The organism is Mesorhizobium sp. B2-3-4, assembly GCF_006442315.1.
Classification (GTDB): Bacteria; Pseudomonadota; Alphaproteobacteria; order Rhizobiales; family Rhizobiaceae; genus Mesorhizobium.
In genome coordinates, this window is the sequence record NZ_VFVY01000008.1 from 27,847 (window position 1) to 54,136 (window position 26,290).

The window sequence follows — 26,290 nt, forward strand, 5'->3', positions numbered from 1 at the left end:
GATGTCGACCGCCGCATCGCTTCACCAGAGCCGCAAGCGCAAGAATGGCGTGATGATGACGCTGTGTGTCATCGCCGCCGGCATCGGACTTGCCTGGCTGGCGCTGATCCTCGGCGCACTGCTCTACAAGGGGCTCGCAGGTGTCAATCTTGCGGTCTTCACGGAAATGACGCCGCCGCCCGGCGATGCCGGCGGCCTGCTCAACGCCATCTACGGCAGCATCGTGATGACCATCATCGGCATCGTCGTCGGCACGCCGATCGGCGTGCTGGCCGGCACCTACATGGCCGAGTACGGCCGCTTTTCGAAACTCACCACGGTGGTGCGCTTCATCAACGACATCCTGCTGTCGGCGCCGTCCATCATCATCGGCCTTTTCGTCTACGAATTGATGGTGCGGCCGATGGGGCATTTCTCGGCTATCGCCGGCGCCGTGGCCCTTGCCATCCTGGTCATCCCCGTCGTGGTGCGCACCACCGAGGACATGCTCAACCTGGTGCCGAACGCGCTGCGTGAGGCGGGCACCGCGATCGGCGCGCCGCGCTGGGTGGTCATCCGCTCCGTCGCTTACCGCGCCGCCCTTTCCGGCATCGTCACCGGCATATTGCTGGCCATAGCCCGCATTTCCGGCGAGACGGCGCCACTGCTCTTCACCGCGCTCAACAACCAGTTCTGGTCGAGCAATCTCAACGCGCCGATGGCCAGCCTGCCTGTGACCATCTTCCAGTTCGCTCTCAGCCCCTATGAGGAATGGCAGCAACTGGCGTGGACCGGCGCACTCATAATCACCCTGACGGTTCTCGGGCTGAGCATTTTCGCCCGCAGCCTTACCGGACGCAGAGAGGACAGATGAAACCGATGTTGTCCACCGAGTTGAACACGCCTGAAGCGGTTGTGGATAAGGCCAAGATCGAGGTCAAGAACCTCAATTTCTACTATGGCCAGTCGAAGGCGCTGAAGGATATCAGCCTGTCGCTGCCCGAGCGCAGCGTCACCGCTTTCATCGGCCCGTCGGGTTGCGGAAAGTCGACGCTGCTGCGCGTCTTCAACCGCATCTACGAGCTTTATCCCAAGCAGAGCGCCGAAGGCCAGGTGCTGCTCGACGGCCAGAACATCCTGGACCGCTCGCAGGACCTCAATCTGTTGCGCACCAAGATCGGCATGGTGTTCCAGAAGCCGACGCCGTTCCCGATGTCGATCTATGAAAACATCGCTTTCGGCGTCAGGCTCTACGAGAAGATCAGCAAGGCGGAGATGGACGGCCGTGTCGAGCAGGCGCTGAAGCGCGCCGCTCTGTGGACCGAGGTCAAGGACAAGCTCAACGCCAGCGGCCTCAGCCTGTCGGGCGGCCAGCAGCAGCGCCTTTGCATCGCCCGCACCGTGGCGGTGAAGCCGGAGGTCATCCTGCTCGACGAGCCGGCCTCGGCGCTCGATCCACTCTCGACCGCCAAGATCGAGGAACTGATCGACGAGTTGCAGGCCGACTACACGATCGTCATCGTCACCCACAACATGCAGCAGGCGGCGCGCGTGTCGCGCCAGACGGCATTCATGTATCTGGGCGAACTGGTGGAGTTCGACCGCACCGAGAAGATCTTCACGTCGCCTCGCGAGAAGCGCACGCAGGACTACATCACCGGCCGCTTCGGCTGATCTCACGCATACGAGGACCAGGATCATGGCCGAACACACAGTCGCAGCCTTCGACGAGGATCTCGGACAGATCAGCAGGCTGATCAGCGACATGGGCGATCTCGCCGGCACGATGGTCGGCGGCGCCACCAAGGCGCTGCTGAATTCCGACAACGCGCTGGCACAGCGCGTCGTTTCCGACGATGCCATCATGGACGCGCGCCAGCGCGAACTCGACGACCGCGCCATCACCTTGATCGCCAAGCGCCAGCCTATGGCCGACGATCTGCGTCATGTCGTCGGCTCGATCCGCATGGCCGGCGACCTCGAGCGGATCGGCGACCTTGCCAAGAACATCGCCAAGCGGGTTGGCTCGGTCGGCCTCACCGCCACGCCGCGCGACCTGTCGCACTCGATCGACGCGATGGCGCAACTGGTGCTGATCCAGGTGCAGGGCGTGGTCGAGGAATATGCGGCCGGCGATGCCGCCGCGCTCGCCAAGCTCAGGAATGACGACGAACGCATCGACGTCAAATACACCTCGGTGTTCCGCGAACTCCTGACCTACATGATGGAGGATCCGCGCAACATCACGGCCTGCACGCATCTTTTGTTCTGCGCCAAGAATCTCGAGCGCATCGGCGACCACGTGACCAACATCGCCGAGAATGCCTATTATGTGCTGACCGGCACGCAACTGCCCGCCAATCGCCCCAAGCAGGACGAGACGGCCATGTCGGCGCCGGCGGCCTGAGAATAAGGTGACCTGCCAATGATCGCGCCACGCATCATGGTGGTGGAGGACGAGGAGCCGCTCGGCGTGCTCCTCCGCTACAATCTTGAATCCGAGGGTTACCAGGTCGAGGTGGTGACACGCGGCGACGAAGCCGAGATCCGCCTGCAGGAGAACGTACCCGATCTTCTGGTGCTCGACTGGATGGTGCCGGCGGTATCCGGCATCGAGCTCTGCCGGCGCCTGCGGATGCGGCCCGAGACCGAGCGGCTGCCGATCATCATGCTGACGGCGCGCGGCGAGGAGAGCGACCGCGTGCGCGGCCTCTCGACCGGCGCCGACGACTATCTGGTCAAGCCGTTCTCGACGCCCGAATTCATGGCCCGCGTCAAGGCGCTGCTGCGCCGCGCCAAGCCGGAAGTGCTGTCCAGCGTCCTCAAGGTCGGCGACATCGTGCTCGACCGCGAGTCGCACCGGGTCTACCGCAAGAAGAGCGAAATCCGGCTCGGTCCGACCGAGTTCCGGCTGCTCGAATTCATGATGCGCCATCCCGGCCGCGTGTTCTCGCGCAGCCAGTTGCTCGACAATGTCTGGGGCGAGACGATCTATATCGACGAGCGCACGGTGGACGTGCATGTCGGGCGGCTGCGCAAGGCGGTCAACAATGGCCGCATGCCTGACGTCATCCGTACCATTCGCGGTGCGGGATATGCCATCAGGGAAGACTAGGGATATGCTGATATTCAGGTGAGGCCGGCCTGTGAATGGCGGCTTCCTGCGCTCACGTACTCAAAGTACGCTCCGTTCCGGTTCTCGGAATCCGCCATTCTCGATTCGGCCTGACCTGAACCTCAGCATATACCGGCGTTTGCGCCTTACGCCACGTTCTTCCCCGTACCGCTTCTTGTCTGCACACCCGGCGCGAAAATCTCCTGGTCGACGAAGGTCAGTGCGCGCATGGCGCAGCCTTCGCGGATGAGCGGCAGTTCGTTAGGCTCGGTGTCGAAGGAAATCGACTTCGAATGCTGGCCGCCGGCGGTCTGGGCGATGGCCTCGCGCAGCGCCGGCTCGATCAGGTCGAAGGCGGCGGCGCTGACGCCGACCATGGCGACGGGAGCCGGATCGATCAGCGCGAACAGGCTACCGAGGCCGTAACCGAGTGCCTCGCCGGCCTTGCGGTAGGCCTCGCGCTCGGGTCCATCGCTCTCGCGAGCGAGCGCGGCGAGCGCGCGCATATCGGCGTCGTTGACGTCGATCGGTTCGGCGTCCTCGCTCATCATCCTGGCGTTGCGCCAGATGGCGTAGTTGCCGGCATAGGCCTCGACGCAGCCGCGCCGTCCGCAGCGACACAGCGCGCCGCCCGGGCGATGGATCATGTGGCCGAACTCGCCGCCGGAGGAATGGGTGCCTGTAAACAGCTCTCCCTTCAGCACGAGGCCCATGCCGATGCCGTGCGAGAGCAGGATGGCGATGAAATCGTCGCGGTAGCGCTCGGGGTCGCGCCAGCGCAGCGCCACCGCCATCATGTTGCAGTCGTTCTCCATGGTGGCGGGAATGCCGAACTCGGCTTCGAGTATGTCGGCGAAGGCAATGTCGGTCTGCGGCGTGATCGGCGACCACAGCATGGCGCGCGCCTCGGTGTCGGTGATGCCCTGGATGGCCAGCGCGATGCGGGCGACGCTGCGGACATCCAGGTCCGGATCCTCGAGCCGGCGCCGCACGATCGCCGTGCATTCGCCGATAAGCGCTTCGCGCGACATGGTCAGTGTGTCCAGCCGGCGCTGTTCCTCGGCGACCACCTGGCCGGCATAGTCGATGACGGCGACGGAGAGGAAATTCAGCGACAGCACCACGGTCATGACAGCCGCGGCCTCGGGATTGAGGCCAAGGCCGACCTGGGGCCGGCCGCGTTTCAGCGAGCCGGCCTCGCTCGGTTTGCCTTCGGTCAGGATACCCTCGCCGATCAGGTCGGCCGATATCGCCGATATGGTCGAATGGCTGAGGCCGGTGGTGGCGGCGATCTCGGTGCGTGAGGGCTGACCTCCCCGGCGCACGGCACCGATCACCATCGCGCGGTTGCGCCGACGCAGATCGTCGTGGCGGATTCCGACCGACATGCTTTCCCACATCCTCCCGGTCGCCGTGGTTCTCGAGGCCCCCTCGAACAGCTCCGGCAGGGACAAATACTGGCAGAAGCGGCCGGTGCTGTCATTTATTTATTGCGGAGCCCGAAAAAAAGTTCCAGGCACCTCAAAATCCATCAGAATCGATGTTGACAGTGTTCCGGCGATGGATCAGTATTTTTTCGAGGCTCGAAAAAATAGAGCCTTTGTGCCGGCCTTCGGGCCAGTTTGGTCGCGCCATACGCGGCGCAGGGAGGATATCATGAAGAAATTCACAACCGCCATCCTGGCGGGTGTCGCCATGTCGCTGACGCTGGCGTCGGTCGCGCAGGCGAAGGACAAGGTCATTGGCGTTTCGTGGTCCAACTTCCAGGAAGAGCGCTGGAAGACCGACGAAGCCGCGATGAAGAAGGCGATCGAGGCCGCCGGCGACAAGTATATTTCCGCCGACGCGCAGTCCAACCCCGGCAAGCAGCTCACGGATGTCGAGAGCCTGATCTCGCAGGGGGCCAATTCGCTGATCATCCTGGCGCAGGATGCCTCGGCCATCGGTCCGGCCGTGCAGAAGGCGCTCGACGAAGGCATTCCGGTCGTCGGCTATGACCGCCTGATCGAGAACAAGGACGTCTTCTACCTGACCTTCGACAACAAGGAAGTCGGCCGCATGCAGGCCCGCGAAGTGTTCAAGGCCAAGCCTGAGGGCAACTATGTCTTCATCAAGGGCTCGGGTTCGGATCCGAATGCCGACTTCCTGTTCTCGGGCTCGATGGAAGTGCTCAAGGAAGCCATCGATGCCGGCAAGATCAAGAATGTCGGCGAGGCCTATACGGACGGCTGGCTGCCCGCCAACGCCCAGAAGAACATGGAACAGTTCCTGACCGCCAACGACAACAAGGTCGATGCCGTGGTCGCGGCCAATGACGGCACCGCGGGTGGCGTCGTCGCGGCTCTGACGGCGCAGGGCCTTGCCGGAACCGTGCCGGTGTCGGGTCAGGACGGCGACCATGCCGCACTGAACCGGATCGCGCTCGGCACCCAGACCGTGTCGGTGTGGAAGGACGCGCGTGAACTCGGCAAGAACGCCGCCGAGATCGCCTCGCAGCTCGCCGACGGCAAGAAGATGACCGACATCGCCGGCGTCAAGGATTTCACGACGCCTGGCGGCAACACCGTCAAGTCGCTGTTCTTGACCCCGGTGGCGATCACCAAGGATAATCTCAACGTCGTTATCGACGCGGGCTGGATCAAGAAGGACGAAGTCTGCGCGGGCGTCGCCGCCGGCAGCGTCGCGGCCTGCAACTGAGGCAGCAAGCTTACCCATGTCCTGGCGCCGCGGCCCGCAAGGCCGCGGCGTTTTCTCAAAAAGATTTGTGTTCCCGCCTCAGAGGGATAGCTTCTAGGCTGGGTCCGGCATCCGCGTCAGACGGGCAGGCCGGTGGGAGGAAGTCATGACCGACACAACGTCCAACCCGCAGCTGGATACCGCGCGCGCATCGGAGCTCGGCGCGGTCGCCCGTTTCCTCAAAGCGACCGAGATCGATACGCGCATGCTCGGCATGATCGGCGCGCTGCTGATCATCTGGATCGGCCTGCATATCCTGTCGGGCGGCCTCTTCCTGACGCCGCGCAACCTCTGGAACCTGTCGGTGCAGACATCCGCCGTCGCTATCATGGCCTCAGGCATGGTGCTGGTCATCGTGATGCGCAACATCGATCTATCGGTGGGCTCGGCCGAGGGCGTGATCGGCATGGTAATGGGCTTTGCCCAAGTGCATTTTCTGGTGCGGTTCGTCGGGCTCGAGCTCGGCAACCCATGGATCTGGGTCCTGGCGCTGCTGATCGGCCTGGCGCTCGGCGTGCTGATCGGCGCCTTCCAGGGCTTCGTCATCGCCTATCTCGAAGTGCCGGCCTTCATCGTCACGCTGGGCGGCCTGCTGGTCTGGCGGGGGGCTGCCTGGTGGGTCACGTCAGGCCAGACCGTGGCGCCGCTCGACGCCACCTTCCAGCTGATGGGCGGCGGGCCGGCCGGGTCGATCGGCGCGACCTGGAGCTGGGTTGTCGGCGTCGTCGCCTGCCTCGCCGTGGTGTTTGCGCTGTTCAACGGGCGGATGCAGCGAAAGCGTTTCCGTTTCCCGCTCCGCCCGATCTGGGCCGAGACGCTGATGGGCGCTGTCACCTGCGCCATCATCCTGGGCGCGGTGTGGGTGGCCAATTCCTATCCATGGCCGGTCGGTATCGTGAACCGCTATGCGGCCGCCAACAACATCACAGTGCCCGAGGGCGGGCTTTTCATCGCGCATGGCATCGCCATTCCGGTGCTCATGGCAATCGCCGTCGGCCTTGTCATGACCTTCATCACCAACCGCACGCGGTTCGGCCGCTACGTCTTTGCCATCGGCGGAAATCCGGAGGCCGCCAATCTCGCCGGCATCAACACGCGCTGGATCACCATGAAGGTGTTCATGATCATGGGCGTGCTGGCAACGATCGCCGCGGCGATCTCCTCGGCCCGGCTGAATTCCGCGACCAATGCGCTCGGCACGCTGGATGAGCTGCTCGTGATCGCCGCCGCCGTGATCGGCGGCACGTCGCTCGCCGGCGGTTCGGGAACTGTCATCGGCGCCATGCTCGGTGCGCTTCTGATGCAATCGCTGCAGTCGGGCATGGTGCTGCTCGGTGTCGATTCACCACTGCAGAACATCGTCGTCGGCGCCGTTCTGGTGATCGCGGTGTTTCTCGACACCGTCTATCGCAAGCGCGTCTGAGGGAGGAGAAGACCATGACCGAGAAAAACGCTCCCGCGACGGTTGCCGGCGGCACACCGCTGGTCGACATGCGCAACATCTCGATCGCCTTTGGCGGTATCCGCGCCGTCGACGACGCCTCGATCGACCTGTTCCCGGGCGAGGTCGTGGCGCTGCTTGGCCACAATGGCGCCGGCAAGTCGACGCTGATCAAGATCCTGTCGGGCGCCTACAAACGCGATGCGGGCCAAATCTTCGTCAACGGCCAGGAGGCCGCGATCTCCAACCCGCGCGACGCCAAGAAATACGGCATCGAGACGATCTATCAGACGCTGGCGCTGGCCGACAATGTCGATGCCGCCGCCAATTTGTTTCTCGGCCGTGAGCTGATGACCGGCTGGGGCACGCTCGACGATGTCGCGATGGAAGCCGAGGCGCGCAAGGTGATGGGGCGGCTCAATCCGCGCTTCCAGCGCTTCAAGGAGCCGGTGATTAAACTGTCGGGCGGACAACGCCAGTCGGTGGCGATCGCCCGCGCCATCCTGTTCAACGCCCGCATCCTGATCATGGACGAGCCGACCGCCGCACTGGGCCCCCAGGAAACGGCGCAGGTCGGTGAACTGGTCAGGCAGCTCAAGTCCGACGGCATCGGCATCTTCCTGATCAGCCACGACATCCATGATGTGTTCGAGCTGGCCGACCGGGTCTGCGTGATGAAGAACGGACAGGTCGTCGGCACCGCGCGCACCACCGACGTCACACAAGACGAGGTGCTCGGCATGATCATCCTGGGCAAGTGTCCCCCTGGCGCCATTCCTGGACCAGGCGCGCTGAAGATCGCCGCCTGAGGGCTTTCGGCGGGGTGGCATGGCTCTCCCGCACGCCCCCGGTGCCGTTCACTTGATATGCCAGTGATCACGATGGCTTGGCGTGACCATTGTGTTGGCCCGGCGACTTGCCCATAAAGGTCCTGTTTTGCTATTGGACCGCATCATCCGTTGAAGAAGTTTTTTCCAATCGTCGCGTTCGTCGCCGTTGCGTTGATCAGCATGAGCATGGCGGGCTTCGCTTATTTCGCGACGCAGGAAGCCGCCCGTATCAAGTTCGAAGGGGCTGCCGACGACGCCCTTAACCGGATCGAGAGCCGCATCGACCTGCATCTGTCGCTGCTGCGCTCGACACAGGCCCTGTTCGACGCGCGCAACGGCGATATTTCCCAGACCGAGTTCAAAGCCTTCTTCAAGGCGCTGGATGTCGACGACAATTTCGCCGGCCTGCGCGGCATCGGCTTCCTGCAACTCGTCAAGACGGGTGACGAGGCGGCGGTCGAACGCGACATCCTCCACGATTTCGGCGCCAGCCATCCGGTCTATCCGGACACGACGCAACCCTGGCGCACGCCGATTGCGCTTTTCGAGCCGCTGGATCCGTCCAACCAGGCGAGCATCGGCTACGACATGTTCAGTGAGCCGGTGCGGCGCGCTGCGATCGAAAAGGCGATGGCCGACGACCAGCAGCATGCGAGCGGGCTGGTGCAACTCGGCCAGGGCACGGGTGCCGCGCAGACTTTCCCCGGCTTCCTGGTGTTCGTACGGCTCAATGTCGAAACGGCGCCGGAGGTCATCAACGCATCGCGATCCTCGACCGCAGGCTTTCTCTATGCCGCCTTCCGGGCGCGTGAGCTGTTCCAGATCGCGCTGAGCCGTGCCCCGTTGCTGCCGGTCAACACCGAGATTTATGATGGAGCGGTAAACGCAGACGATCTGCTGTTCCGCTCGGAGACGCCACCGGCGTCATCCCTGGGAGAGCGGCTGTTGGTTACCCGCAAGATCACAGTGGCGGGGCGGCCCTGGACCGTCTTGTTCAGGCCGACCAGTGCCTTCTCGCAACCTTCTTCCCGCGCCATCCCGGTGATGCTGGGGTTGTTCGGCCTGCTGCTCGCCGGCGCCATTGCGCTGGTGGCACGCTACCAGGAGCGGGCCTATGACGCGGTCTCGGCCCTGCACGAGACGACGGAAAAGAGCCTGCTCGAAAAGGACCTGATGCTTCAGGAGATGAAGCATCGCATCAAGAACTCGATCACCAGGGTGCTGGCGATCGCGCGCCAGACGGCTTCGCGGGCAACCGACGTCAACGAGTTTTCTGCTTCCTTCTCGGCGAGACTCCAGGCGATGGCGGCCTCACAGGACATGTTGACGCGTTCACGCTGGCAGAAGGCCGACCTGGCCGATCTGCTGCGCATCGAGCTTGGGCAGGTGTTCGGCAAGGAGCTGCCGGAAGGGCTCCTGTCCGGTCCCGAAGTGCTGCTCGACGAAACCACGACGCAGGCGCTTGGTCTCACCTTTCATGAGCTCGCCACCAATGCGCTGAAATATGGCGAAGCTGGCAATTCCGCCAACTCGTCCAAGGGGGATTGGGCGCTGAAGGTCGACTGGGCGGTGGAAGGGCGCGGGGGCGAGCGGATGCTGGCGCTGAACTGGCGGGAAGCCGGAAAGAAGAAGGTCGAGGCGCCGACCGTGACCGGATTCGGCACCAAGCTCATCGACCTCAACGTCACGCGCGAATTGCGCGGCACGATCAAGCGCGATTTCCGGGCGGACGGCCTGAAGGTGGAAATCAGAATTCCGTTAGCCGGCTGAAATCCTGCCGGCCGGCACCGGCCAAGAAAATCCGGAGGCCTGACATGGCCCCCGGACCTGTATTCCGAAATCGCTGAATTAGTTGCAGCGCGCCGTGTAGATCCGGCCGCGATGATCGCGATACTGGCAGTAGCCGTTCTGCAGCCTGCGAACCAGCAGGCCGGACCCGGCGCCGACAGCCGCGCCGATCAGCGCACCCTTGCCGCCGCCAACCAGGCCGCCAATACCAGCGCCAATCAAGCCGCCGCCAACCACGTCCTGCTCGGTCGAGGTGCAGCCACTGACCGCGACCACCGCAACCATGGCAATAAGTATCTTCCGCATTGAGTCACTCCTCACTTGTGTCCACACTTTAGTAAGCTCCAACCGCCATTTAGCACGAAACAACGGCCTTTGCTGCTCCAATTTATTGTTGACTAAGGTAGTCTTTTTCTGGGCGGATCGTGTTCGATGCCATGACGAGATTGGAAATCGCCAATGACGCGTCAAGGCTGCCGTCTGGCCGCACCTTCCAGACGATCTGATCGTAGTCATCCTCCAAGGCGGGATCAACGGCCAGGCATTTGGCAACGATATGCTGCGCCTGCCCCTGCACGTCGCCCATGGCAAAGGGGCGTTCGGCGGTGCACGCGTCAGCCGTTTCAAAAACACTGACCGGCACCTGCAATTCCCGACAATCGCCCATCGCGTTCGAGCAACCGATCACCAGTAACAACGCGGCTATGTGTTCCATGACAGATGTTCCTCTGGCCGCAATAACGGACAGCATCGTCAAAAAGTTCCTGTCATTCCAACGGGGTTACACGAATGGTGAATCGGAGAGACCGAACCGCGCGGTTGGCAAGCCCACGGCCCGCCGGCCTGGACTGGCATTCAAGGTGATGAGAACCGGGACTTCGATCAGCTCAACTGCCAGAAGATGGCCAGACATACCATCACGGCCACTGCCAGGATGATGCCCTTCATCGAGCCCTGACGTGCATCGGGGGGTGTTTCAACGGAGGCTTCGGTATCGAGAAATTCGCCCATCGAAACACGGGCGGCCTGTTCCAGTCTGTTGATGTCGGCAACCGTCAAGACATTCCTCCGTACCGCGCTGCAAGTCCTGCTGCACAATCTCCGAGGGCAGGGCCAGTTCCGGCGGCATCTGGGAAAAACAGCATCCACCCTTATGGTGAACAGCCGGTTAAGAATCGGCGCTCGCGGAAGGCTCTCACTGCGTCTCGAAATTGCTGTGGGGGACGACAAGGCGGTATTCGAGGTGGCCATCGCCGATATCGAGGATCGCGGTTCCGTTCAGGGATGCCGGCACCACGCGCTCCAGCGCGACGCTGCCGAATCGTTTTTGACCGCTGGCATCGCCGCCGGTCCCAATCGTTTCGGCCCATGTCAGCGACAGCGCGACCTCCCCGGTGGGGGCGGCGTCGAGATTGGCGGATACCTCGACGAAACCGTCCGGACGCGACAGGGCGCCGTAGCTGACCGAGTTGACGGCGAGCTCATGCATGGCCAGGCCGATATGCAGCGCGGCATTCGGATTAAGGTAGGGATTGGCGCCACGGAAGCGAAGACTGTGCGACGGGTTCGCCCCGTAGCGACCGACCTGGCTCGCCACCAGCTCGTGAAGAGCCGCGCCGCGCCAATTGGAGGATGTCACCAGATCCTGGGACGAAGCCAGCGACTGCAACCGGCCGCGAAAGCGCGTCAGGAAGTCGCCGATGCCGTCCGAATAACGCCCGGTCTGGGTCGCTATGCTCTGGATGATCGCCAGCAGGTTCTTCGAGCGATGGCTGACTTCCCGCAACAGCGTCGTCAATGTCTGTTCGCGCCGCTTCTGCTCGGTCGTCTCGACCATTGTCGTGACGACGCCCTGGACATCGCCATCGTCGCTCCGGTCGGCATCGACCCAGATCTGAAACCAGCGAACGCCATTCTCCACCGGGACACTGATTTCGAGGCGCTGCGGATTGCCGTTGGCGATAACATCCCGCTTGGCAGCGTCAATGCGGTCGGCTTGCGCCATCGGCAGGATGCCGTTGCCGTCGGCATCGTCGGATGCCCAGGGCGCGCGCATATTGCGGGCCCATACGGTCTTCATCTGGCGATCCTGATAAAGGACGGAAATACCGGCGTTGTGCAGCGCGTGGAGGAGTGCCCGGCCAAGCTGCATGCCGCTTTCAGCAGGGTGCATGGCGATGACTTCATCGCCCCGCACGCCTTCCGTTCTATCTGAAGTCCTGGAACGCATCGGTCAATCTGTCCACCCAACTCAGGCTGAACGGCTCACCGTCGATTGGGTTCCCAATGAAAGTCCCTGAAAACCACCCCTAAAACGGTCCGCCGGACGGCGTCCATTGAAGGACACCGCCCGGCGGTGGCTGGAAACCGTTTGAGGGGTGCGGCTTCCAGTGTTCGCCTGATAAGCCGCCAGGCTCATGCCCGTTTGAACAGGCCTGCCAGAAGCGAAATGACCAGGAAGGCGAGGAAGATGAAGAACAAAATCTGCGCGATGCCGGCGGAGGTACCAGCTATGCCGCCGAAACCAAGCGCGCCGGCAATAATCGCCACGACGAGGAATACGAGCGCCCAGTAGAGCATTGTCCATCTCCTTCGAATGATACGATAAAAACGTGGGTGGGTGCGGTTTGTTCCACCATTCGCCGAAAAAGGCGATGCTTGCAAATCGTTCCGGGCAGGCGAGCTGGAAATTCGCCGGCAGCCGATCCGACTTGTGAAAAAAGCCCGCCGGACGCGTCGCATCCGGCGGGCTTGATGTCTTTGCCTTGCCGTCGGGAGGCCGATCTAGGCGGCGGCCTTCGCTTGCCGGTCGAAGAACAGCGCCTGGCTGATCAGTGCCTTGACCATGTCGGGATTGAACGGCTTGGTTACCAGGAAGGCAGGTTCCGGGCGCTCTCCGGTCAGCAGGCGCTCGGGGAAAGCGGTGATGAAGATTACCGGCACCGATGTCGAAGAGAGGATTTCGTTGACCGCCTCGATGCCTGAACTGCCGTCGGCGAGCTGGATGTCGGCCAGCACCATCTTGGGTCGGGTCTTGCCAAACATCGTCACCGCCTCGGCATGGGTGCGCGCCGTTCCCACGACCCGATGACCCAGGCTCTCGACCATTTCCTCTATGTCCATGGCAATCAGCGGTTCATCCTCGATGATGAGCACGTCGGTCGCCACCTGGCGGGAAATCTCGTTGCTTGCCTGGGCGAGCAATTCGGAGAACTGCTGGTCACCGACGTCGAGAATTTCGGCCGCCTCGTCCTCGCTGAAACCTTCGACGGCGACCAGCAGGAAGGCCTGACGGGGAAGCGGCGCGATCGCATTGAGATTGGCGGCCGCGCGCTGTTCCCAGGCAGATTGTGTCTGCTCCTGCGGAACGCGGATGGCCACCGATGTAAAGAGCTTGGCGAAAACCTTGTACAAGGCGATCCGGTCACTCGATGCCTCGGGGAAGATGTCGATGTCGGCGATGATGGCTTCGAGCATCGCGGCGACCAGCGCGTCGCCGCTCTCTTGCGATCCCGAGACGGCACGCGAGAAGCGGCGCAGGAATGGCAGGTGCGGTGCGATGGTAGCGGATAAACTCATGGTAAGACGTCTCCCTCAGATGACGTGACATTGCACGGATTGCAGGTCAAGCTGATTGCAAGCCCCGCTAATACAACGTGGGTTTTGCGAAAAAGTTCCGCCCAATATGGAACGAATGGGCGGCGTCGGCGTTTTGTGTCGGGATGGGCAACCCAGACGAGGGTGCCGCTTGCCTTGTGTTGAGTTGGATATGAGCGGCTTGAGTGCTGGGACTATAAGGGCAAAATGAAGGATATGACGAAAGATACTATGGCTGGCGCCGCGGGCAGGCGCCGGAACGGTGTCGGCGACCCGCTGGGGCCGAACTCCGAAATCGGACGCAAACTCAAACAATATTATGACGAGCTGGTCTCCGACAATGTGCCGGATCGCTTTGCCCAGTTGCTCAGCAAACTGGAACAGGCCGAACCCGCACAGAAGAAGGACTGAGGCATGGCTGCGGTCTCCCAAGGCTTCAAGACCGATCTGCTTGGGGCAATCCCGAGCTTGCGGGCCTTTGCCGTTTCGCTGACACAGAATGCCGACAAGGCCGACGACCTCGTGCAGGAAACGCTGGTCAAGGCCTGGGACAAGCATGAGAGCTTCCAGCCCGGCACCAACCTCAAGGCATGGCTTTTCACGATTCTGCGCAACGAATTCTATTCGCAGATGCGCAAGCGCGGCCGCGAGGTGCAGGACAGCGACGGCATCATGACGGCCCGGCTCGCGGTCCACCCGGCCCAGCACGGCCAGCTCGACCTCAAGGATTTCCGCGGCGCTCTCGAGCAATTGCCGGAGGACCAGCGCGAAGCCATCATTCTGATCGGCGCATCGGGCTTTTCTTACGAGGAAGCCGCCGAAATCTGCGGTTGCGCGGTCGGAACGATCAAGAGCCGCGTCAGCAGGGCCCGCACGCGGCTGCAGGAAATCTTGAAAATCTCCGGTGAGGACGAATATGGTCCCGACGCGATCTCGGCTCAGGTCACGGGGACGGCGGCGCGTTGAAACACGCGCAATAGCGGCGACCTCCTCAGCCAGGCGAACCGCGACCGTAGGCCAGCGCCACGGCTTCGACGAGGTCTTGGCCCGAATAGGGCTTGGTGACCAGCCTGATCCCGGGAAAGGACGCCTTGATTTCGTCCGCGTCGGAGTAGCCCGATGCAAAGACGAACGGGACGCCGGTCTCACGCAGGCCCGCGGCGAATTCGAGCGTCGAGGCGCCGCCCAGCATCAGATCGACGATGGCCGCGTCGAAATGCGTCGCGACCTTGTGGCCATCGATCTCTGTCAGGTCCCGGGCAATAACCACCTCTCCGGCCCCATGATCGCGGCAGAGCTGCTCGACATCCATGGCTATGAGGAATTCATCCTCCAAGACAAGAATGCGCAATCCGTCAAGTAATTGGGGCACAGGCAATTGCTCCTTGAAACGGCGGGAGTCATGATCGCAATTTGGTTTGTTGTCATTTAAAAAAGACATGCGCCGGCAATGAGGGCCGATCTCGGCAAGGCGCGTGAAACGGACCTGCCGACCGGCAGGCTTTCGCGAGGGAATCGAAATGCCAAGCCAAGGCGGGCGCGCTTTTTCAACGCGGCAATACCCCTGCGAGCAATGCCCGCTGCGGCCCCTGCCGGTGTTCCGGGAGTTCGAGAAGCCGGAGCTGGCCTTCATCAGCAAGTTCAAGAAGGGGGAACTCGCGGTCGACAAGGGTGCCACGGTCCTGGTGGAAGGAAGCCACAGCGCCCATCTTTACACCGTCCTGTCAGGGTGGGCATTCCGCTACAAGCTGTTGCAGGACGGCCGCCGGCAGATCCTCAACTACCTCATGCCCGGCGACCTCATCGGCCTGCAAGGCAGCGTCATGGGAGAGATGCAGCATTCCGTGGAGGCCTTGTCGCCAATGCTGCTTTGCGTCTTCGAACGTGACAACCTGCATGAGCTCTATCGAAACCATCCCGGCCTTGCCTACGACATCACCTGGATCGCGTCGCGCGAAGAGCGGATGCTGGACGAGAACCTGCTCAGTCTCGGCCGCCGCAGCGCCATCGAGCGCGCCGCTTATCTCATCGCCTTCATCGCCAGCCGCGCCAGGATCGTCGGGCTGGACGGCAAGCAGTCCATCCAGATTCCGATAACGCAGCAGCACATCGCCGATACGCTTGGCCTGTCGCTGGTTCACACCAACAAGACGATCCGCAAGCTGATGGACCGCCAGTTGATCGTCTGGCGCGACGGCGGTTGCGGGGTCATCGACAATGAAGGCTTGAAGCAGCTTGCCGGCTGGGAAGGGTTGGGCGAAGGCCGGCGGCCATTGATCTGACGCAGCACGCCTCGGCAGGAACCGGGAGCGGAGAGCGGGGTTTTCGGGTAGTTTGTCCCGCCATCGGAACCTTGGGGCGTACAGCGCGTTTGAAACCGAACAATCACAAGGAGTTAAGCAATGGCAGCGGCCACAGGGAAGATCGCCGACGAAGCGCGGGCAAATCAGGACCTCGAAGCCGATATCAGGCAGTTGAAGGCTGATATCGATAAGCTCACCAAACAGCTCGCCAAAACCGGCGAGCACGGCTACGGCACGGCGCGCCGCGCGGCGGCCGAAGGTGTTGAGCAGCTACGCGCCCAAGGGGAAGCGGCCTTCGACAGTCTGCGCGGCAATGCCAGGGATATCGAGGCGCAGATGGTGGCGAGCGTACGCGAAAAGCCGGTGACGTCGCTGGCAATCGCCGCAGGCGTCGGCTTCCTGTTCGCACTGCTTGCGCGTCGCTAGTTCCACCCAGATGGGATTGCTGGCTTCCCTGCTTTCGGGTTTCGCTTCGGGCGAAACGATGGCCGCCTTACGCCGTGCGCGTACGGCGGCTATTGTCTATGTGCTTGCCGCGCTGGCGGCATTGTGCGGCTTCGGCTTCCTGGTCGGGGCCGCCTATATCTGGACATCGGCGCGCTACGGATCGCAGGCTGCTTCCATTGGCTTTGGTGTCGGCTTTCTGGTGATCGCGGGCATCGTGCTTCTGGCCCACGCTTTGATGTCGGGCGCGCGGGTCCGCCGCGAGGCAAGGCGGCGCAAGGCCGACATGAAGGCGATCGGCATCACCGCCGCGCTTGCCGTGCTGCCGACATTGCTCAAGGGAAAAGGCGGGCTCGGGGTTATACTGGGTCCGGCAGTGGCGCTCGCGGCCTATGCCATCTACCGTGAGAACGTGAAGCCCGACACCGACCGTCCGGATATCGGGGAGGGGTAGGGCAAGGCCCACCCCCTCTGTCACTTCGACAGATCTTCCAGCGGCATCGATATTTCGGCGAACACCCCGTCGCGGCGGAATTCATGGGTCACTTCGCTCGAAATGACCTTGGCCAGGCTGCGCCGGATGAGGATGGAGCCGAAGCCTTGCCGTTCGGGCGGGGCAACTTCAGGGCCGCCGCTTTCGCGCCAGGTCAGCACGAGGCGCCGATCGCCCTTCCTGCCTTGCGCCTTCCAGCCGAGATCAACCTTGCCCGAGGCAACCGACAGCGATCCATATTGCAACGCGTTGCTGGCCAGCTCATGCAGGATCAGTCCGAGGCCGACGGCCTGATCGGGCGAGAGCAGAAGGTCCGCACCGGAGATGGTCAGGCGCGGCTGTTCGGCGGTGTCGAACGGCCGGATCTCGATCTGGACGAGTTCGCGAATGCCGATGCCGCGCCACTCGCGATCGGACAGCAGACCATGGGCAATGCCCAGGGCCTGCAGCCGGGCGCTGAAGGCCTCGAGAAATTCACTCGGCTGGCGGGCATGGCGCACCGTCTGGGTGGCCAGCGCCTGGACCGTCGCCAGCGTGTTCTTGACGCGGTGGTTAAGCTCCCGGAGCAGGAGGCGTTGGCGTTCGTCGCCGAGCTTGCGTTCCGACATGTCATAGTTGACGCCGAAAATCAGCGTCGGCTTGCCGTCGCCATCGCGCTCGATGACGCGGCCGCGCGTGGCTACCCAGCGTGGCGGATGAAAGCCTTTCACCCGGTATTCGCCAAAATAGTCGTCGCTGCCGGTCAAGGCGTCACGAAAGCGGGTTTCGGTCTGGTAGACGTCACGAGGATCGATCGCGGTCAGAATGTCGCGCGCCCGCAGCCTTGTCGAGCGCGGCAGGTTGAACAGCTCCGACAGCCGGACGTCGCATTCGATCATGTCGGTGCGGATGTCCCATGCCCAGCTGGCGAGCGAGGCCGCATCGAGCGCGATGGCGCGCCGCTTCTCCTCGCGCGCGAGCGCGGCCTCGGCGATCGCGCCGCTACGGGTTGCATCCTTCAAGGTGAACAGGCTGCCGGCGAGGCCGGCGAGCATTTTCAACTGATCCAGTCCGGCGCTAGACGGAAAGGGGTGAGGTTTGCGATCCAGCACGCACAGCGTGCCGATCCTGGCGCCGGCCACCAGCATCGGCGCGCCGGCGTAGAAACGGACATGGTGCTTGCCGGTGACCAACGGGTTGTTGCTGAAGCGGGGATCGGTCGTTGCGTCGGTTACCACCATGGGTTCGTCGCCGGCGGCGATGGCGTGGGCGCAGAAGGAGATACCGGTCGCCGTTCCCGTCTCATCCAGGCCAAGACAGGATTTGAACCATTGCCGCTCGAGATCGACGAGCGTCACCAGCGCTATCGGCGCCTGCATTATGGCGGCTGCGAGAGTGCTGATGCGGTCGAAATCGACGTCGGCCGCCGAATCGATCACCTCCAGCCCGCGCAGCACGGCCAGCCGGCCTTCGTCCTTCACCGCGCGTGCGACCTTGGCCGGCAGACCCGGCACTGTTTGCGCCCTGCTATTCACCCAAATCCCCAATGCCCTGTCCCGGCGCTCGCCGTCCTGTCGGTCTCTTGGCCGGCAACCGTTCGCCTTGCCTGGAACCATCCTAGCGAGGAACCGTTACCCGACCATGTTTTTCCGGATGCGCCAGCCAGCGCAAATCGAGACAAGGGCCGACCATGACCAAGATCATTCCCGAGAACAAAGCGCGCCAGGGGCGATGGGGCTGGCATGGTTTGCGCATCCTGATCGCCGCGCTGCTGCTGGCTATTGCAGCCTGGGGCATCGCTGAAATCTACGGCGAGACGGCCAAGACGCCGGCGACGGAGCAAGGAAGCGCGCCGAAGGGTTAAGGCATCGGCTCTCGTCGGTGCGGATCGCATCAGGCTGCCTTTGCCTCGGCGACGCTGGCCGGAACCAGGACATTCAGCGCACCAGGCCTGATTTCTATCGTCGTCTCGCGGTCGAGCCTGACCAGTTCGCCATCCATCACCGCGCGAAAACGCCTGCCGCCTGAATGGATTTTCAGCACCGTTCTGTCGGCCTGGTGGATTTCGACATGCTCATTATCGCGCCATTTGCCACGTGCCATGTTGAAGAAGAATTTGACCAGTTCGGCACGCTGTTGTGCCACCGTGACGTAGATGCCGAGGACGCCTCCGGCGGGGTCGTCGGCATAGGGCAAATGGCCTTCGCCGAACAGATTGTTGGTGACGCCGATGCCTGAGATGCGCGCGGTCATCTCCGCTTCGCCGATGCCGAGCGTGACGTTCATCGCCGGCGGATTCTGGATCGTTGCCCACGCCGCCCTGGCCGATGCTCCGATCTTTCCCAGGCGCGAGCCGAATTCCATTCTTTGGCGCAGCTGCACCATCCTGGCATGCATGCCGATCGAGAATTGATGGACGAAGGGCTGGCCATTGGCGGTGGCCATGTCGACGGCGATGATTTCGCCGTCGGCGAAGGATTTCAACGCGGCGTCGAGCGACTGGGGGATGCCGAGGCCGCGCGCGAACAGGTTCATCGTGCCGGCGGGCAATATGGCGAGCGCCTTCTTCTTGTTCATCAGCCTGGCCGCCGCGGCCGAGATGGTGCCGTCGCCACCGCCGGCGAGCACCACGTCGACGGCACGGCGCGACGCCGCGCTTTCGAGGGTCTCGACCACATCCTTGCCGGCGACGACGTCGATGCTGAGAGTATGGCCCGCCGCCTCCAGGGTCTGCCGCATCCGATCGGAAAATGCCGTTAGATCGGTGGTGCGCAAGGTGCCGCCGTCCCGGTTCAGCACCGCTGCAAATTTCATGCCCCGCTCCACTGCTCAACCAGAATATGGCCGGGCACGCCCAGCCGCAGGCTGAAACGCCGCAAAGCCGAAAAAGTTCCGGCCGCGCCGGAAATTCAGGGTTGTACCGACCGGCGATTACGCCTTCGCGTATTGAGTTTTCACGCATCCCGGATGCCGCGGTTTTTGTCGGAACAACAGCATGGTCACGACGTTGTGAACTTGTAGAGATGCCCCGTCCAACCTTCCCGAACCGAAGGTCGAGTTGGCGCGGCATGCACGAAATCACATCAGGAGAGATGGTCATGATCCGCACCCTTTTCGCCACCACCGCCCTTGCGACCCTGGTTGCCTCAGGCGCCTTCGCGCAGAGCGCGACACCGGCACCGGCGAACCCGCCCGCCGCCCAGGAGCCGGCCGCGCCGACGGTGCGCGCCGACGGCAGCATCGTCACCAACATCATCGGTGAATCGGTCTATAACGGCACCGGCGACGACGCCGAGAATATCGGCAAGGTCAGCGATGTCGTCTTCGACAAGGATGGCATGGCGAAATCGATCGTCATCGGTGTCGGCGGCTTTTTGGGTGTCGGAACGAAGAACGTCGCCTTCGACTACGACAAGCTGCAATGGGCCGAGAAGAACGGCGACCGCTGGCTGGTTGCTCAGACGACCAAGGACGAACTGACGGCACATCCGGAATTCGACAGCAAACCCTACGGCCCGGCACCCGCCGCATCGACGGACGCGGCGGCACCGACGGCGCCGGCGGCAACGGATAGCGCGCAGAAGCCTGCCGACATGAATGCGGCCCAGGCCGAACCGGTGAAGCGCGCCGACGGCAATCTCGCCACCAACATCATCGGCGAAACCGTCTATAACGGCACCGGTGACGACTCGCAGAATATCGGCAGCGTCAACGACATCGTGCTGACCAAGGAAGGCAAGGCCGAATCCCTGGTCATCGGGGTGGGCGGGTTCCTTGGCATCGGCGCCAAGAATGTCACCTATGACTTCAGCAAGGCGCAGTGGGCCGAGAAGAACGGCGATCGCTGGCTGGTGGCGCAGACCACGAAGGAAGAGTTGCAGGCGCAGCCCGACTTCAACCGCAAGGCTTATGATCCGGTGCCGGCCACGACGGCATCCAATGAGCCAGCCGTGACCGCGCCTGCTACCGCACCCGCCGACACAACGGCTCCGGCGGCCGCGCCGGCCGACAAGACCGCGGAGGCTCCGGCAGCTACAACACCCGATGCCTCTGCTCCCGACCAGACCAAGACGGCTGCCATCGACAAGTCGACGCTGACCGCGATGCCGGTCGGCGAGATCAGGGCTGACGACCTGAAAGGTACCACCGTCTATGGCGCCAACGATGCGATGGTCGGCGAGATCGGCGACGTCGTGCTGGCGCCGGACAAAAAGGCGGACGCGGTCATCATCGACGTCGGCGGCTTCCTTGGCATTGGCGAGAAGGAAGTGGCGGTCGGCATGGATAATCTGAAATTCATGACCGACAAGGATGGCAAGAAGTACCTCTACACGACCTTCACCAAGGAACAGCTCGAGAAGCAGCCGGCCTACGACAAGGGCAGCTACGCGCAGAAGCGCGATGAGCAGAGGATGATGCTGCAGTAGGCAGTAGGCAGTAGGCAGTAGGCAGTAGGCAGTAGGCAGTAGGCAGTAGGCAGTAGGCAGTAGGCAGTAGGTGACCCTATTCCCTACTGCCTATTGCATGCTGCCTTGCCGACATGTCCGACGACACCGGCCTGCGTCAATTCCGAGAGCGCCAATGACTGGTCGAGATGTTCGGCCCGCCAGGCCAGCAGCCTTTCGGCGAATTCCAGGCGGGTTGAAATATGTGCCGGGCTGCGAGCGAGGTTTTTCAGTTCGCCAGGATCGGCCTCCATGTCGAAGAGCAAGGGCGGCAGGCCACCGCCAAAATGCACATATTTGAATTTCTTGGTGCGGATGACAGCGAGGTTGCACTGGCGCGAGGCAAGGCCGAAATGCCGTTCGGCTTCCCCGTCCGCTATCGAGCGGAAGTCGAATTCCCAATGCGCGGCATCGCGCCAGGCGGCGGGGGTTCCACCGCTCAGGAACGGTTTCAATGAGCACCCGTCGAGATGCTGTTCGGGAGCCTCGCCGAGCAGGTCGATGAGCGTCGGCAAAATGTCCACCGCCTCGGTGAAGCGATCGACGGCGCTGCCGGCGGCCTTGCGGTGGCGTGGATCGCGGATGATCAGCGGGATATGGTAGCTGCCGTCGAAGTAGCCGCCCTTGCCCAGCATGAAATGGTCGCCCATTATTTCGGCGTGGTCGGAGGTCAGCACGACAATGGTGTCATTCCACGCGCCGTTGGTTTTCAGCGCCTGCCAGAGGCGGCCAAGCTGCGCGTCTACCTCGGAGATCATTCCATAATAGGTTGCCCGGATCTGGCGGAAATCATCCTCGCTCCAGTCATGGACCTTGCCCGTCGCGCCAGGGATGAATTTGGCGCGTTTTTGCCGGCCAAGATCATAGGCGACATAAGGGTGGCCCTGAGACTCGGCGCGCCAGCTTTCCGCGCGATGGAAAGCCGGACCGTCCGCCGGATCGTATTGGGTGTTGTACGGTTCCGGTACGATGAAGGGTGGATGCGGGCTGAGGAAGGAAAGATGCGCAAACCATGGCGTGGCGTCGTCCTGCTCGCCCAGCCAGCGGATGAATTCGCCGGCAAGGAACGCCGTCGGCGTCTGGTCTTTCGAATAGACGGGCGGTGCTTCAGTCACCGCGCCATCCACCTCGCTCGCGGGGCGATGGATGTCGGGAAATCCCGCGCCGGCATCGACGCCCTGCTGCTTCAGCCAGGACAGCCACTGCTTCTGATGTTCAGGCAGCAATTGTCGTACGGTGAAACCGGGCAGCACGCCTTCATAGCTGCGCAGTCGCGGGTCGGCAGGCGCGAGCTGGCGCGGGTCCAGCGACACGTCGGTATAGCCGAACAAGGTCGGATCGTAGCCGAGGCCGCGCGCGGCAAGCGCGATGTTGCCGTGGCGGGCATCGAGCGGCGTGCCGTTGCGGCAGACACGATTGTTCATCTGGTACAGGCCGGTGTAGAGGCAGGCGCGCGCCGGCGAGCAAGGCGCCGCGCCGCCATAGTGGCGCTTGAACAGCACGCCTTCGGCGGCCAGCGCATCGGCATTCGGCGTCCTCACCTGGGGATGGCCGGCGACGGACAGGCAGTCGCCGCGCCACTGGTCGCAAGTTATGAGGAGGACATTGGGCCGCCTGCCTTTTCCTGTCATGTGCGCTACCCCTCGCCAGCCATGTCGAATGCGCACATGGAACCGATTCCCTGAACCGCGCAAGACTGTGCCTGTTGGCTATTGGTGAACGAATCTCTTTTCATCGTTCACTTTTAGAGCACAGTCCATTCTGTGTTTACCGCCTTTGCCGCGATCTGTCGTATCCTCATATTGGCGTGGACAGCGGCAAGGGCCGCACAAACACGAAGGGAAGGAGCAGGATCATGCTCGACCAGATCAAGGGGCTGCATCACGTCACCTCAATGGCCAGCAATGCGCGCCGGAACAATGATTTCTTTACCCACAAGCTCGGCCTGCGCCGGGTCAAGAAGACGGTCAATTTCGACGCGCCCGATGTTTATCATCTCTATTATGCCGACGAGGTCGGCACGCCGGGCTCGGTGATGACCTACTTTCCGTTCCCCAATATCGGCAAGGGCCGTCCCGGCGTCGGCGAGGTCGGCACCACGGTCTATTCGGTGCCGGACGGCACACTGAGCTATTGGGAAAAGCGCTTTGCCGATGAAGGCGTCTCCGATGTCGCACGCGAGGAGGCTTTCGGCCAGAAGCGGCTGCGGTTCGTCGGTCCGGACGGTGACGGTTTCGCGCTCGTCGAAGACAAGGCGGACAGTCGTGCGCCTTGGGTGAAGGGCGGCGTCCCCGCCGACGAAGCGATCCGCGGCTTTCACTCGGTTTCGCTGAGGCTGAAGGATGGCGGCGCCACCGAGGAGCTGTTGAAGTTCATGGGCTACGAGGAGGTCGACAAGTCGGGCAATGTCAGGCGGCTGGCGGTGAAGAACGGCAACGGCGCGGATGTCGTCGACATTGAATCGCTGCCGAGCGCGCGCTTTGCCGATCTCGGCGCAGGTTCAGTCCACCACGTCGCCTTCGCCGTTGAAAATCGCGCCAAGCAGCTCGAAGTGCGCAAGGCACTGATCGATACGGGCTACGGCGTCACGCCGGTGATCGACCGCGACTATTTCTGGGCGATCTATTTCCGCACGCCCGGCGGCGTGCTGTTCGAGGTCGCCACGAACGAGCCTGGCTTCGACCGTGACGAGGACACCGCGCATCTGGGCGAGGCGCTGAAGCTGCCGATGCAGCATCAGCACTTGCGGCCCTATCTCGAACAGCATCTGCAGAAGCTCGAGGGCTGAGGCGATGAGCAAGGACGCCTACACCCACAAGGTGCTGCCCGGACCGCCGGGCGGCCCGTTGCTCTTCGTCTTCCACGGCACGGGCGGCGACGAGAGCCAGCTTGTCTCGCTGGGGCGCGATCTCGCGCCCCAGGCCACGATTGTCTCGCCGCGCGGCGATGTTTCCGAGTACGGTGCCGCGCGTTTCTTCCGCCGTACCGGCGAGGGCGTCTATGACATGGACGACCTCGCACGGGCGACCGGGAAGATGGCGGGATTCGTCAAGGCGCATGTCGCGGCGGCGAAGCCGTCGGCGGTTTATGGCCTTGGCTATTCCAACGGCGCCAACATACTGGCCTCGCTGATCTTCGAGGCGCCTGACCTGTTTGACGCCACGGTGCTGATGCATCCGCTGATCCCGTTCGAACCGCGGGTGAATGGCAGCCTCGCCGGCCATCCAATCCTGGTGACGGCGGGCAAGCGTGACCCGATCTGTCCACCGAACCTGACGGCGCGGCTCGAAGCCTATTTGCGTGCCGACGGCGCCGATGTCACAGTGGAATGGCATGAAGGCGGGCACGAGGTGCGGCCAAACGAAATCGAGGCGGCGCGGCGGCTTTTCGCCGGCGCCGTGCAAGGAGCTTAGCGATGCCCGACCAACTGCCTGAGATCGAACTCGAAGATCGCGGCTCCAAGGGCCGCTATGTCCTGCGCGGCCCCGGTGGCGCCGAGGCCGAAATGACCTTCACCAAGATCGGCGAGCACCAGCTCATCATCGATCACACGGAGGTGCCTGACGCGTTTCGGGGCCAGGGTGCCGGGCTTCGGCTCGTCACCCGCGCCGTCGAGGACGCGCGGGCAGCGGGCAAGAAGATCATCCCGCTCTGCCCGTTCGCCAACGCGCAGTTCCGCCGTCATCCGGAATGGGCCGATGTGCTGAAGCAGTAAGCAGGCGCATCGTCGATCGGAAGGGTGAGGGCTTTGTCATTTGCCCCGGCGGCACATCTTGCCTAGATATGATATATCGCCGTGCCGACAAACCAACTGAATGATCCCCCCGATGACCGAAACAGACCTCGTCCCCGTCTTTGACGGCCACAACGACACGCTGCTGCGTCTCCATCAGTCGAAAGACAAAGACGTCGAGAAGCTGTTCATTGAAGGGAAATCGGGCGGCCATATCGACCTGCCGCGCGCGAAGGCCGGTGGCTTTGCCGGCGGCATGTTCGCCATCTTCCCGCCGCCGGTGGAGAAAGCACGGCGCAGCGCCGTGCCCTCGGCGCCAAGCGACAGCGAGCCCTTGCCGCCCGAGGTACCGCGCGCCGATGCGCTCAATTCGACGATCGCGATGGCCTCCATCCTGTTTCGGCTGGAACGGGCCGGAGCGCTGGCCGTTTGCCGCAGTGCCGGCGATGTTCGCGCCGCCATGGCGCGAGGCACGGTCGCCGCGGTGTTCCACATCGAGGGTGTGGAGGCGATCGATCCCGAACTCACCATGCTCGACGTGCTGCATGCCGCGGGCCTGCGTTCGCTCGGTATCGTCTGGAGCCGGCCGAATGCGTTCGGCCACGGCGTGCCGTTCCGCTTTCCGTCCTCGCCCGATACAGGGCCCGGCCTGACCGACGCGGGCAAGGCGCTGGTCAAGGCGTGCAATGAGTTGAAGATCATGATCGACCTCTCGCATCTCAACGAGAAGGGCTTTCGCGACGTCGCTGAAATCAGCGATGCGCCGCTGGTCGCGACACACTCCAACGTGCATGCCATCTGCGGACATTCGCGCAACCTCACCGACTGGCAGCTCGGCGCGATCCGCGAGTCGGGCGGCATGGTGGGGCTGAACTTCGCCACCGGCTTCCTGCGCGAGGATGGGCGAATGAATGCCGATACCAGCCTCGACATCATGGTGCGTCACGTCGATTCGCTGCTGCAGGCGCTGGGCGAGGACGGCGTCGGTCTCGGTTCCGATTTCGACGGCGCCATGATCCCGGCCGTCATCGGCGACGTCGCCGGCCTGCCCAAGCTCATCGACGCGCTGGCGGCGCGTGGCTTCGGCCGCGCGCTGATCGAGAAAATCGCCTACCGCAACTGGCTGAACATGCTGGAGCGCACGATCGGCTGAGCCAGCTACGTGTCGTAGCCCATCCGTTTCAGCCAGTCCTTGCCGACGCCACGGTCGCGGATGATCGGCAATGGGTTTTCAGAATCGAGCCTGGCGCAGATGCGGTAGACTTCCAGCGTCTCGGCGCTCATCTCTTCGCGCTTGTAGAAGAACATGGCGGCCGCGTAGCGTGTACGGCCCGACCATTTTTCGCCGAGCGGCGTGTTGACCAGCTCCCACTGTTCGGCGGCTTCGCCTTGCGCGTCTTCGGCCAT

General features: G+C 63.1%; 31 protein-coding genes. 19 read left to right on the forward strand and 12 right to left on the reverse strand.

Annotated elements, in window-relative coordinates:
• Position 1 precedes the first annotated feature (1 nt).
• Genes pstA through phoB form a run of 4 tightly spaced genes read left to right on the forward strand, consistent with a single transcriptional unit; the run spans position 2 to position 3,094 of the window.
• On the forward strand, positions 2 to 853 hold the full coding sequence (gene pstA / locus FJ967_RS13960; protein ID WP_140732409.1) for a phosphate ABC transporter permease PstA: 852 nt from the start codon (positions 2 to 4) through the stop codon (positions 851 to 853).
• Positions 850 to 1,653, forward strand: a complete 804-nt coding sequence (gene pstB / locus FJ967_RS13965) for a phosphate ABC transporter ATP-binding protein PstB (RefSeq protein WP_140732410.1) — start codon at positions 850 to 852, stop codon at positions 1,651 to 1,653. The genes pstA and pstB overlap by 4 nt, the downstream gene beginning before the upstream one ends.
• Positions 1,654 to 1,678: 25 nt before the next feature.
• A complete protein-coding gene (phoU, locus tag FJ967_RS13970) occupies positions 1,679 to 2,386 on the forward strand; it encodes a phosphate signaling complex protein PhoU (protein WP_140732411.1) in 708 nt (235 codons plus the stop codon).
• An 18-nt stretch (positions 2,387 to 2,404) separates the two neighbouring features.
• Positions 2,405 to 3,094, forward strand: coding sequence for a phosphate regulon transcriptional regulator PhoB (gene phoB / locus FJ967_RS13975; RefSeq protein WP_010911896.1), 690 nt, complete (start codon positions 2,405 to 2,407; stop codon positions 3,092 to 3,094).
• Positions 3,095 to 3,240: 146 nt separating this feature from the next.
• Here phoB and FJ967_RS13980 read toward each other — a convergent pair whose 3' ends face one another.
• On the reverse strand, positions 3,241 to 4,482 hold the full coding sequence (locus FJ967_RS13980) for an ROK family protein (RefSeq protein ID WP_140732412.1): 1,242 nt from the start codon (positions 4,480 to 4,482) through the stop codon (positions 3,241 to 3,243).
• Positions 4,483 to 4,750: 268 nt separating this feature from the next.
• On the opposite strand from FJ967_RS13980, the gene xylF reads away from it, so the two are divergent.
• The 4 genes from xylF (at position 4,751) to FJ967_RS14000 (ending at position 9,871) form a co-directional block, all read left to right on the forward strand.
• A complete protein-coding gene (xylF, locus tag FJ967_RS13985) occupies positions 4,751 to 5,791 on the forward strand; it encodes a D-xylose ABC transporter substrate-binding protein (RefSeq protein ID WP_140732413.1) in 1,041 nt (346 codons plus the stop codon).
• 145 nt (positions 5,792 to 5,936) lie between these two features.
• On the forward strand, positions 5,937 to 7,253 hold the full coding sequence (locus FJ967_RS13990; protein ID WP_140732414.1) for a sugar ABC transporter permease: 1,317 nt from the start codon (positions 5,937 to 5,939) through the stop codon (positions 7,251 to 7,253).
• 14 nt (positions 7,254 to 7,267) lie between these two features.
• A complete protein-coding gene (locus tag FJ967_RS13995) occupies positions 7,268 to 8,080 on the forward strand; it encodes an ATP-binding cassette domain-containing protein (protein ID WP_140732415.1) in 813 nt (270 codons plus the stop codon).
• A 150-nt stretch (positions 8,081 to 8,230) separates the two neighbouring features.
• A complete protein-coding gene (locus FJ967_RS14000) occupies positions 8,231 to 9,871 on the forward strand; it encodes a CHASE domain-containing protein (protein WP_140732416.1) in 1,641 nt (546 codons plus the stop codon).
• A 78-nt stretch (positions 9,872 to 9,949) separates the two neighbouring features.
• Here the strand turns inward: FJ967_RS14000 and FJ967_RS14005 are convergent, their stop codons facing one another.
• The 6 genes from FJ967_RS14005 to FJ967_RS14025 all read right to left on the reverse strand — a co-directional run bounded on the left by FJ967_RS14005 (position 9,950) and on the right by FJ967_RS14025 (position 13,468).
• A complete protein-coding gene (locus tag FJ967_RS14005) occupies positions 9,950 to 10,195 on the reverse strand; it encodes a YMGG-like glycine zipper-containing protein (RefSeq protein WP_140732417.1) in 246 nt (81 codons plus the stop codon).
• A gap of 82 nt (positions 10,196 to 10,277) precedes the next feature.
• On the reverse strand, positions 10,278 to 10,604 hold the full coding sequence (locus FJ967_RS14010) for a hypothetical protein (RefSeq protein WP_140732418.1): 327 nt from the start codon (positions 10,602 to 10,604) through the stop codon (positions 10,278 to 10,280).
• A gap of 167 nt (positions 10,605 to 10,771) precedes the next feature.
• Positions 10,772 to 10,948: a hypothetical protein gene (locus tag FJ967_RS33395; RefSeq protein WP_181175851.1), complete on the reverse strand. Its 177-nt coding sequence runs from the start codon at positions 10,946 to 10,948 to the stop codon at positions 10,772 to 10,774.
• A 136-nt stretch (positions 10,949 to 11,084) separates the two neighbouring features.
• Entirely contained in the window at positions 11,085 to 12,119 is a 1,035-nt protein-coding gene (locus tag FJ967_RS14015) for a sensor histidine kinase (protein WP_181175853.1), read from the reverse strand.
• 185 nt (positions 12,120 to 12,304) lie between these two features.
• Positions 12,305 to 12,469 (reverse strand): DUF1328 domain-containing protein, encoded by a 165-nt coding sequence (locus tag FJ967_RS14020; RefSeq protein WP_027031438.1) that lies wholly within the window; start codon positions 12,467 to 12,469, stop codon positions 12,305 to 12,307.
• 204 nt (positions 12,470 to 12,673) lie between these two features.
• A complete protein-coding gene (locus tag FJ967_RS14025; RefSeq protein ID WP_140732420.1) occupies positions 12,674 to 13,468 on the reverse strand; it encodes a response regulator in 795 nt (264 codons plus the stop codon).
• A gap of 225 nt (positions 13,469 to 13,693) precedes the next feature.
• On the opposite strand from FJ967_RS14025, the gene FJ967_RS14030 reads away from it, so the two are divergent.
• Both FJ967_RS14030 and FJ967_RS14035 read left to right on the forward strand, forming a co-directional pair.
• Positions 13,694 to 13,897 carry a NepR family anti-sigma factor gene (locus FJ967_RS14030; protein WP_140732421.1) on the forward strand — a complete coding sequence of 68 codons (204 nt, stop codon included), beginning with the start codon at positions 13,694 to 13,696 and terminating at the stop codon, positions 13,895 to 13,897.
• Between the two features lie 3 nt (positions 13,898 to 13,900).
• Positions 13,901 to 14,452, forward strand: a complete 552-nt coding sequence (locus FJ967_RS14035; protein WP_027031435.1) for an RNA polymerase sigma factor — start codon at positions 13,901 to 13,903, stop codon at positions 14,450 to 14,452.
• Positions 14,453 to 14,477: 25 nt separating this feature from the next.
• Here the strand turns inward: FJ967_RS14035 and FJ967_RS14040 are convergent, their stop codons facing one another.
• Positions 14,478 to 14,858 (reverse strand): response regulator, encoded by a 381-nt coding sequence (locus FJ967_RS14040; protein WP_246675273.1) that lies wholly within the window; start codon positions 14,856 to 14,858, stop codon positions 14,478 to 14,480.
• 148 nt (positions 14,859 to 15,006) lie between these two features.
• Here FJ967_RS14040 and FJ967_RS14045 point away from each other — a divergent pair, with 148 nt between their 5' ends.
• From FJ967_RS14045 to FJ967_RS14055, 3 genes are all read left to right on the forward strand, one after another.
• Positions 15,007 to 15,768 (forward strand): Crp/Fnr family transcriptional regulator, encoded by a 762-nt coding sequence (locus FJ967_RS14045; protein ID WP_140732423.1) that lies wholly within the window; start codon positions 15,007 to 15,009, stop codon positions 15,766 to 15,768.
• Between the two features lie 120 nt (positions 15,769 to 15,888).
• Positions 15,889 to 16,215 (forward strand): DUF883 family protein, encoded by a 327-nt coding sequence (locus FJ967_RS14050; RefSeq protein ID WP_140732424.1) that lies wholly within the window; start codon positions 15,889 to 15,891, stop codon positions 16,213 to 16,215.
• Positions 16,216 to 16,225: 10 nt separating this feature from the next.
• Entirely contained in the window at positions 16,226 to 16,687 is a 462-nt protein-coding gene (locus FJ967_RS14055; protein ID WP_140732425.1) for a hypothetical protein, read from the forward strand.
• Positions 16,688 to 16,707: 20 nt separating this feature from the next.
• Here FJ967_RS14055 and FJ967_RS14060 read toward each other — a convergent pair whose 3' ends face one another.
• Entirely contained in the window at positions 16,708 to 18,240 is a 1,533-nt protein-coding gene (locus FJ967_RS14060; RefSeq protein ID WP_140732426.1) for an HWE histidine kinase domain-containing protein, read from the reverse strand.
• A gap of 155 nt (positions 18,241 to 18,395) precedes the next feature.
• Here FJ967_RS14060 and FJ967_RS14065 point away from each other — a divergent pair, with 155 nt between their 5' ends.
• Positions 18,396 to 18,569, forward strand: coding sequence for a hypothetical protein (locus FJ967_RS14065; RefSeq protein ID WP_140732427.1), 174 nt, complete (start codon positions 18,396 to 18,398; stop codon positions 18,567 to 18,569).
• Positions 18,570 to 18,598: 29 nt separating this feature from the next.
• On the opposite strand, the gene FJ967_RS14070 is transcribed toward FJ967_RS14065, so the two are convergent.
• The gene (locus FJ967_RS14070; protein ID WP_140732428.1) at positions 18,599 to 19,519 is read right to left on the reverse strand and encodes a diacylglycerol kinase family protein; all 921 of its coding nucleotides are present in this window, start codon (positions 19,517 to 19,519) and stop codon (positions 18,599 to 18,601) included.
• 284 nt (positions 19,520 to 19,803) lie between these two features.
• Between FJ967_RS14070 and FJ967_RS14075 the strand changes: the two genes are divergently transcribed.
• Positions 19,804 to 21,132 carry a PRC-barrel domain-containing protein gene (locus FJ967_RS14075; protein WP_140732429.1) on the forward strand — a complete coding sequence of 443 codons (1,329 nt, stop codon included), beginning with the start codon at positions 19,804 to 19,806 and terminating at the stop codon, positions 21,130 to 21,132.
• Positions 21,133 to 21,215: 83 nt separating this feature from the next.
• Here the strand turns inward: FJ967_RS14075 and FJ967_RS14080 are convergent, their stop codons facing one another.
• On the reverse strand, positions 21,216 to 22,781 hold the full coding sequence (locus tag FJ967_RS14080) for an alkaline phosphatase family protein (RefSeq protein WP_140732430.1): 1,566 nt from the start codon (positions 22,779 to 22,781) through the stop codon (positions 21,216 to 21,218).
• Between the two features lie 224 nt (positions 22,782 to 23,005).
• Here FJ967_RS14080 and FJ967_RS14085 point away from each other — a divergent pair, with 224 nt between their 5' ends.
• From FJ967_RS14085 to FJ967_RS14100, 4 genes are all read left to right on the forward strand, one after another.
• Entirely contained in the window at positions 23,006 to 23,938 is a 933-nt protein-coding gene (locus FJ967_RS14085; protein ID WP_140732431.1) for a VOC family protein, read from the forward strand.
• A 4-nt stretch (positions 23,939 to 23,942) separates the two neighbouring features.
• Positions 23,943 to 24,563, forward strand: a complete 621-nt coding sequence (locus tag FJ967_RS14090) for an alpha/beta hydrolase (protein WP_140732432.1) — start codon at positions 23,943 to 23,945, stop codon at positions 24,561 to 24,563.
• Positions 24,564 to 24,565: 2 nt separating this feature from the next.
• Positions 24,566 to 24,865: a GNAT family N-acetyltransferase gene (locus FJ967_RS14095; protein ID WP_140708095.1), complete on the forward strand. Its 300-nt coding sequence runs from the start codon at positions 24,566 to 24,568 to the stop codon at positions 24,863 to 24,865.
• 112 nt (positions 24,866 to 24,977) lie between these two features.
• Positions 24,978 to 26,036, forward strand: a complete 1,059-nt coding sequence (locus tag FJ967_RS14100) for a dipeptidase (RefSeq protein WP_140732433.1) — start codon at positions 24,978 to 24,980, stop codon at positions 26,034 to 26,036.
• Positions 26,037 to 26,041: 5 nt separating this feature from the next.
• Here the strand turns inward: FJ967_RS14100 and FJ967_RS14105 are convergent, their stop codons facing one another.
• Positions 26,042 to 26,290 (reverse strand): hypothetical protein, encoded by a 249-nt coding sequence (locus FJ967_RS14105; protein WP_140732434.1) that lies wholly within the window; start codon positions 26,288 to 26,290, stop codon positions 26,042 to 26,044.